The sequence below is a fragment of the Saccharomonospora iraqiensis subsp. paurometabolica YIM 90007 genome, assembly GCF_000231035.2.
In the GTDB taxonomy this organism is placed as follows: domain Bacteria; phylum Actinomycetota; class Actinomycetes; order Mycobacteriales; family Pseudonocardiaceae; genus Saccharomonospora; species Saccharomonospora paurometabolica.
Map to the genome: position 1 here is coordinate 2,279 of NZ_KI912243.1, position 6,056 is coordinate 8,334.

Consider the following 6,056-nt stretch of genomic DNA (forward strand, 5'->3'; position numbering starts at 1 on the left):
CCCGGCCGCGGTCCTTCGGCCCGTCCCCGCGGCCCGCCCCGCCCGTCCGGCGGGGAGACCCGCCGTCGGCCGAGGGGAGCTCGTCGTCGAGCCGCAGGGTCAGCGAGATGCGCTTGCGCTCCACGTCGACGTCGAGCACCTTGACCGTCACCACGTCCCCGGGCTTGACGACCTCCCGCGGGTCGTCGACGAACCGGTGCGCCATCGCCGAGACGTGGACGAGCCCGTCCTGGTGCACGCCGACGTCGACGAACGCCCCGAACGCCGCCACGTTCGTGACCACACCCTCCAGCCGCATCCCCGGCTCGAGGTCGTTCATCGTCTCCACGCCCTCGGCGAAGGTCGCCGTGGTGAACTCGGGGCGCGGGTCGCGTCCGGGCTTCTCCAGTTCGGCGAGGATGTCGGTGACCGTGGGCAGGCCGACCGCGTCGTCGACGAACGATTGCGGTGACAGCGTGCGCAGCGTCCGGGAATCGCCGATCAGCTCGCGGATGCCGACCCCGGCCGCGTCCACGATCCGCCGCACCACCGGGTACGACTCCGGATGCACGCCGGAGGCGTCCAGCGGGTCGTCGCCGTCCGGGATCCGCAGGAAGCCGGCGCACTGCTCGAACGCCTTCGGCCCCAGGCGGGTGACGTCCTTCAGCGCCGTGCGGCTGCGGAACACGCCGTGGGTGTCCCGGTGGCCGACGATGTTCTCCGCCAGCCCCGAGCCGATCCCGGAGACCCGCGCCAGCAGCGGGGCGGACGCGGTGTTCAGGTCGACCCCGACCGCGTTCACGCAGTCCTCCACCACCGCGTCCAGGGAGCGGGAGAGCTTCGACTCGGCCACGTCGTGCTGGTACTGCCCGACCCCGATGGACTTCGGGTCGATCTTCACCAGCTCCGCCAGCGGGTCCTGCAACCGGCGCGCGATGGAGACCGCGCCGCGCAGCGACACGTCCAGACCGGGCAGCTCCTGCGCGGCGTAGGCCGAGGCGGAGTACACCGACGCGCCCGACTCGGACACCATCACCGTGCTCAGGCCGAGCTCCGGGTGGCGCTTCGCGAGTTCCCCGGCGAGCTTGTCGGTCTCCCGGGAGGCGGTGCCGTTGCCGATCGCGACCAGCTGCACCTCGTGCTCCCGGGCCAGCCGCTCCAGCGTGGCCAAAGCCTCGTCCCACCGGGCCTGCGGCTTGTGCGGGTGAATGGTGTCGGTGGCGACCACCTTGCCGGTGCCGTCGACCACCGCCACCTTCACCCCGGTGCGGTAACCGGGGTCCAGACCGATCGTCGCGCGGGTGCCCGCGGGCGCCGCGAGCAGGAGGTCCCGCAGGTTCGCGGCGAACACCCGCACCGCCTCGTCCTCGGCGGCCTGCCGCAGCCGCATCCGCAGGTCGATGCCCAGATGCAGCAGCACCTTGGTGCGCCACGCCCAGCGCACCGTCTCCCGCAGCCAGCGGTCGGCGGGCCTGCCCTCGTCGGTGATGCCGAACCGCGCGGCGATGCGGGCCTCGTACTCGTCGGCGTCCGTGCCCGGCTCGTCGGGCTCGGTGGACACCGTGAGGATCTCCTCCTTCTCCCCGCGCAGCAGTGCGAGCACGCGGTGCGAGGGGAGCTTCGCCATCGGTTCGGCGAAGTCGAAGTAGTCGGCGAACTTGGCGCCCTCGGTCTCCTTGCCCTCGCGCACCGTGGCGGTGATCCAGCCGCGCGACCACATCCGCTCGCGCAGCTCGCCGATCAGGTCGGCGTCCTCGGCGAACCGTTCGACCAGAATGGCGCGCGCCCCGGCCAGGGCGGCGTCGGTGTCGGCGACCCCGGCGTCGGCGTCGACGAACGACTCCGCGGTGCCCTTCGGGTCCTGCGTCGGGTCGTCCAGCAGGGTGTCCGCCAGCGGTTCGAGCCCGGCCTCCCGGGCGATCTGGCCCTTCGTCCGCCGCTTCGGCCGGTACGGCAGGTAGATGTCCTCCAGCCGCGCCTTCTCCCGGGCGGCCCGGATGCGGGCCTCCAGCTCCGGCGTGAGCTTGCCCTGCGCACGGATCGAGTCGAGGATCACCGTGCGGCGGTCCTCCAGCTCCCGCAGGTACCGCAGGCGCTCCTCCAGCGTGCGCAGCTGGGTGTCGTCGAGCGCCCCGGTCGCTTCCTTGCGGTAGCGCGCGATGAACGGCACCGTCGCGCCGTCGTCGAGCAGCGCGACGGTCGCGGAGACCTGCCCGGGGCGGACGCCGAGCTCGTCGGCGATCGTGTCGGTGAGGGACGTGTCGGGGGACGTGCTGTCAGCCACGACACGGATTGTGCCTGGTCCGGTCGGCGTCGATGATGGGCCCATGCCGGAACACGATCCGAAGCCCCGCAGTCATGAGGTCACCGACGGCGTCGAGCGGACCGCCGCCCGCGGGATGTTGCGCGCGGTGGGGATGGGCGACGAGGACTTCGCCAAGCCCCAGGTGGGCATCGCGTCGTCGTGGAACGAGATCACCCCGTGCAACCTCTCGCTGCAGCGGCTGGCGCAGGCGAGCAAGAACGGTGTGCACGCCGGGGGCGGGTACCCGCTGGAGTTCGGCACGATCTCGGTCTCCGACGGGATCAGCATGGGCCACGAGGGGATGCACTTCTCGCTGGTCTCCCGCGAGGTGATCGCGGACTCGGTGGAGACGGTGCTGGAGGCCGAGCGGATCGACGGCGCGGTGCTGCTGGCGGGCTGCGACAAGAGCCTGCCCGGCATGCTGATGGGCGCCGCCCGGCTCGACGTCGCCGCCGTGTTCCTCTACGCGGGCACGACGCTGCCCGGCCGGGTGGACGGCCGCGAGGTGACGATCGTGGACGCGTTCGAGGCGGTGGGCGCCTGCTCCCGGGGCCTGATCGGACGGGACGAGGTGGACCGGATCGAGCGTGCGGTCTGCCCGGGCGAGGGCGCCTGCGGCGGGATGTACACCGCGAACACGATGGCCTGCGCCGCCGAGGCGCTGGGCATGTCGCTGCCCGGCTCGGCGAGTCCGCCGTCGGTGGACCGCCGCCGGGACACGTTCGCCCGCGCCGGGGGCGAGGCCGTCGTGCGGCTGCTGGAGCGGGGGATCAGCGCCCGCGACATCCTCACCCGGGAGGCGTTCGAGAACGCGATCGCGGTGGTGATGGCCCTCGGCGGCTCGACGAACGCCGTGCTGCACCTGCTGGCGATCGCGTACGAGGCCGGGGTGGAGCTGACGCTGGACGACTTCTCCCGGGTCGGCGACCGGGTGCCGCACCTGGCCGACGTGAAACCGTTCGGCCGCTACGCGATGACCGCCGTCGACCGGGTCGGCGGGGTTCCGGTGGTGATGCGGGCGCTGCTCGACGCGGGACTGCTGCACGGCGACTGCCGCACCGTGACCGGCCGCACGGTCGCGGAGAACCTGGACGAGCTGGACCCGCCGCGGCTGGACGGCGAGGTCGTCCACGCGCTGAGCGACCCGATCCACCCCACGGGCGGGGTCACCATCCTGCACGGCAGCCTCGCCCCGGAGGGGGCGGTGGTGAAGAGCGCGGGCTTCGAGACGACCCGGTTCGAGGGCACGGCCCGCGTGTTCGAGGGCGAACAGGCCGCGATGGACGCGCTGGACGAACTGAAGGCGGGCGACGTCGTGGTCATCCGCGGCGAGGGGCCGCGCGGCGGCCCCGGGATGCGGGAGATGCTGGCGGTCACCGGTGCGATCAAGGGCGCGGGGCTGGGCAGCGACGTGCTGCTGCTCACCGACGGCCGGTTCTCCGGCGGCACGACGGGGCTGTGCCTCGGCCACGTGGCCCCGGAGGCCGCGCACGGCGGGCCGATCGCGTTCGTCCGGGACGGCGACCCCATCGTCGTTGACTTGTCGACAAAAACGCTCGACCTCGGGGTCGACGCCGACGAACTGGCCCGTCGACGCGCGGGGTGGCAGCAGCCCGCCACCGACCGGCGGGGCGTACTGGGCAAGTACGCGCGCCTGGTCGGATCCGCGGCCAAGGGCGCGGTGTGTTCCTGACCTGTTGTCCGGCTAAACGCCGTTCGGCAGGCCGAGGGCTATGGCCAGTGCCCGGTTGAGGGCGAGCATGGAGTGCGGGCACAGGCATCCCAGATAGTCACCGAGTTCGTCACGGCCGAGCGTTTCGATGTTGTCAGTGTTGACGAACCCGGTGAGCGGGTCTTCCCGGGTGAGCTTCACCCACGTGGGCAAGTCCCGTTGGGTTGTGGTGGCACGCACGGCGAGCACGTCGCGGGTATGGGTGTTCCGGTGGTTGTTGGAGACCACGACCCAGGGTTTGGCTCCGTAGCCGATGTCGGCTCGATAGACCTGGCCTCGGGCGGGGACGGACGTCACGTGGTCGCCTCGGAGGCCCGCGCCGCCCGACGCTGCCGGGACACCGTCCGTTCGGTGTCGTCCTCGTACGGGTAGTTCGGGTTGTCGGCGACCGCGTGGGCGTAGGCCTCCTCCAGCAGTCGCTCCTGGCGCTGGCGCCAGGCTGTTTCGATGGCCGCTTTGACCGCTTCGGTCTTCGTGGAGGTGTCCTCTGCCAACTCGTCGAGCTTGCGCTCGGTTCCGGGATCGAGCCGAACTGTCATACCGTTTGTCATACGGAAAGGATACCAGATCTGTATTTCCAGGGCGGTCTCGCTCCTTGTGGTCCGGTGGAGCGTCGATGTGATCGGGTTCGGAGGCCGAAAGAGGAAGCGGGGCCTGTTTCGCCCGGACAGGTGATCGGGAGGTCGTGTCCCGGAGTGGGACACCGTTTCGTCGGTCGCGGCTGATAACCAGGGACCCCACGCCGCCCGACCACACGCCGGAGAAGGGACACGACGATGGTGAAGGCCCTCGTGGCGACCGCGCGCACCCAGGGGTTCCGGGACAACGACTACCACTGGTGTGTCGAGGGGGAGCTGGTGTGGATCGCGCCGCCGTGCCGTGCCGACCGGCACGACCCGGACGGGGCCTGCGGGTGCGGACGCGGTTTCGCGGGGCTGAGCTCCCACCGGGCCACCACCACCGCGGTCGTGCGCACCCTGGACGGCATCAGCAGGCAGGACTTCGTCATGGTGCTCGACGCCAGTCTCACCGAGCAGGGCTACGGGTCCCTCGACGCCGAGGGGCTGGCCGATCACCTGCTCGACCTGGTCGCCGACCTGCCCGACGGCACCGTGGTGGAGCACCGCCTCGACTACGTCCACGTCCGGCAGGGCGTGCCGTAACGGCCGACGACGCCGTGCCGGAGCGACCGAGGTCGCCGTGCCGGAGCGGCCGAGGGGCCGTGCCGGGGCGTCGCGGGACGTGCGTGCCCGTGTCGGACCGTGGGAGACCGGTGCCTTCCGGTCACCCGGTCCGCTTACCCCTCCTAAGGTGAAGATCGTCCGATCCGATCTTTTCCGAACCGGGGGGAGCCCCGTATGACCCTGGCGCCGGCGACGGCCCCTGACGATGTCCACGGCGATCCGGCGGAGACGCCCGGGGCCGAGGCCCGGCGGGAGAGACGCCCGCGCCCGGGCCTGGTCCGGGCGGCACTCGCGGTCGTGGTCGGCACCGGCGCGATCGGTGCCCACGCGGGTCTCTACGGCAACTGGTTGATCGACGACGCGGGCATCACCTTCGCCTACGCGCGGTCGGTGTCCGAGGGCCTGGGTGTCGTCCTGCAACCGGGTGCCGAACCCGTGGAGGGTTTCTCCAACCCGCTGTGGCTGGTGGTGCTGACGGTGGGGCGGCTGCTGGGGCTGTTCGACTCCGGCGCGCTCGGCGGGGTCGGCGACTACGTGCTGTTCCCGAAGGCCGTCGCGCTGGTGTGTTGTGCGGGGATCCTGGCCGTGTGTCACACCGTGACCCGGCGGGTCGTGCGTCGGGCGTGGGTGGCGACCCTGGCGGTCGGGTTGGTCCTGGCCGCGGTGCCGTCGTTCGTGATCTGGTCGTTCTCGGGGCTGGAGAACCCGCTGTACGCGCTGCTGGTGGTGGGGCTGGCCGCGGTGCTCGCCCACGCGGCGCTGGACGGTCGGGTGCTCACCGCACGGGTGGCGGTGGCCGCGGGCGCGCTGGCCGCCGCGGCCGCGCTGACCCGCCCGGACGGCCTGATCTACGCCG

5 protein-coding genes and 1 pseudogene are annotated in these 6,056 nt (G+C 72.2%); 3 read left to right on the top strand and 3 right to left on the bottom strand.

Annotated features, from left to right (window positions below; genetic code table 11):
- Positions 1-2,263 (bottom strand): Tex family protein (locus SACPADRAFT_RS27585; RefSeq protein ID WP_007026112.1); only part of this gene is annotated, 2,263 nt, incomplete at its 3' end.
- A gap of 43 nt (positions 2,264-2,306) precedes the next feature.
- Between SACPADRAFT_RS27585 and ilvD the strand changes: the two genes are divergently transcribed.
- Complete coding sequence (gene ilvD, locus SACPADRAFT_RS0213395; RefSeq protein ID WP_007026113.1) at positions 2,307-3,977, top strand: dihydroxy-acid dehydratase; 1,671 nt, start codon at positions 2,307-2,309, stop codon at positions 3,975-3,977.
- A gap of 12 nt (positions 3,978-3,989) precedes the next feature.
- Here the strand turns inward: ilvD and SACPADRAFT_RS0213400 are convergent, their stop codons facing one another.
- Both SACPADRAFT_RS0213400 and SACPADRAFT_RS0213405 read right to left on the bottom strand, forming a co-directional pair.
- Positions 3,990-4,313, bottom strand: coding sequence for a type II toxin-antitoxin system PemK/MazF family toxin (locus SACPADRAFT_RS0213400; protein ID WP_007026114.1), 324 nt, complete (start codon positions 4,311-4,313; stop codon positions 3,990-3,992).
- Positions 4,310-4,567 (bottom strand): hypothetical protein, encoded by a 258-nt coding sequence (locus tag SACPADRAFT_RS0213405; RefSeq protein WP_007026115.1) that lies wholly within the window; start codon positions 4,565-4,567, stop codon positions 4,310-4,312. The genes SACPADRAFT_RS0213400 and SACPADRAFT_RS0213405 overlap by 4 nt, the downstream gene beginning before the upstream one ends.
- Before the next feature lie 225 nt (positions 4,568-4,792).
- On the opposite strand from SACPADRAFT_RS0213405, the gene SACPADRAFT_RS0213410 reads away from it, so the two are divergent.
- Both SACPADRAFT_RS0213410 and SACPADRAFT_RS32870 read left to right on the top strand, forming a co-directional pair.
- The gene (locus tag SACPADRAFT_RS0213410; protein WP_007026116.1) at positions 4,793-5,179 is read left to right on the top strand and encodes a DUF7715 family protein; all 387 of its coding nucleotides are present in this window, start codon (positions 4,793-4,795) and stop codon (positions 5,177-5,179) included.
- Between the two features lie 195 nt (positions 5,180-5,374).
- Positions 5,375-6,056, top strand: a pseudogene (locus SACPADRAFT_RS32870) (hypothetical protein); the annotation flags it as partial.

Coding starts and splice junctions, on each gene's coding strand:
- ilvD (WP_007026113.1), top strand. CDS start 2,307: ATGCCGGAACACGATCCGAAGCCCCGCAGTCATGAGGTCACCGACGGC.
- SACPADRAFT_RS0213405 (WP_007026115.1), bottom strand. CDS start 4,567: ATGACAAACGGTATGACAGTTCGGCTCGATCCCGGAACCGAGCGCAAG.
- SACPADRAFT_RS0213410 (WP_007026116.1), top strand. CDS start 4,793: ATGGTGAAGGCCCTCGTGGCGACCGCGCGCACCCAGGGGTTCCGGGAC.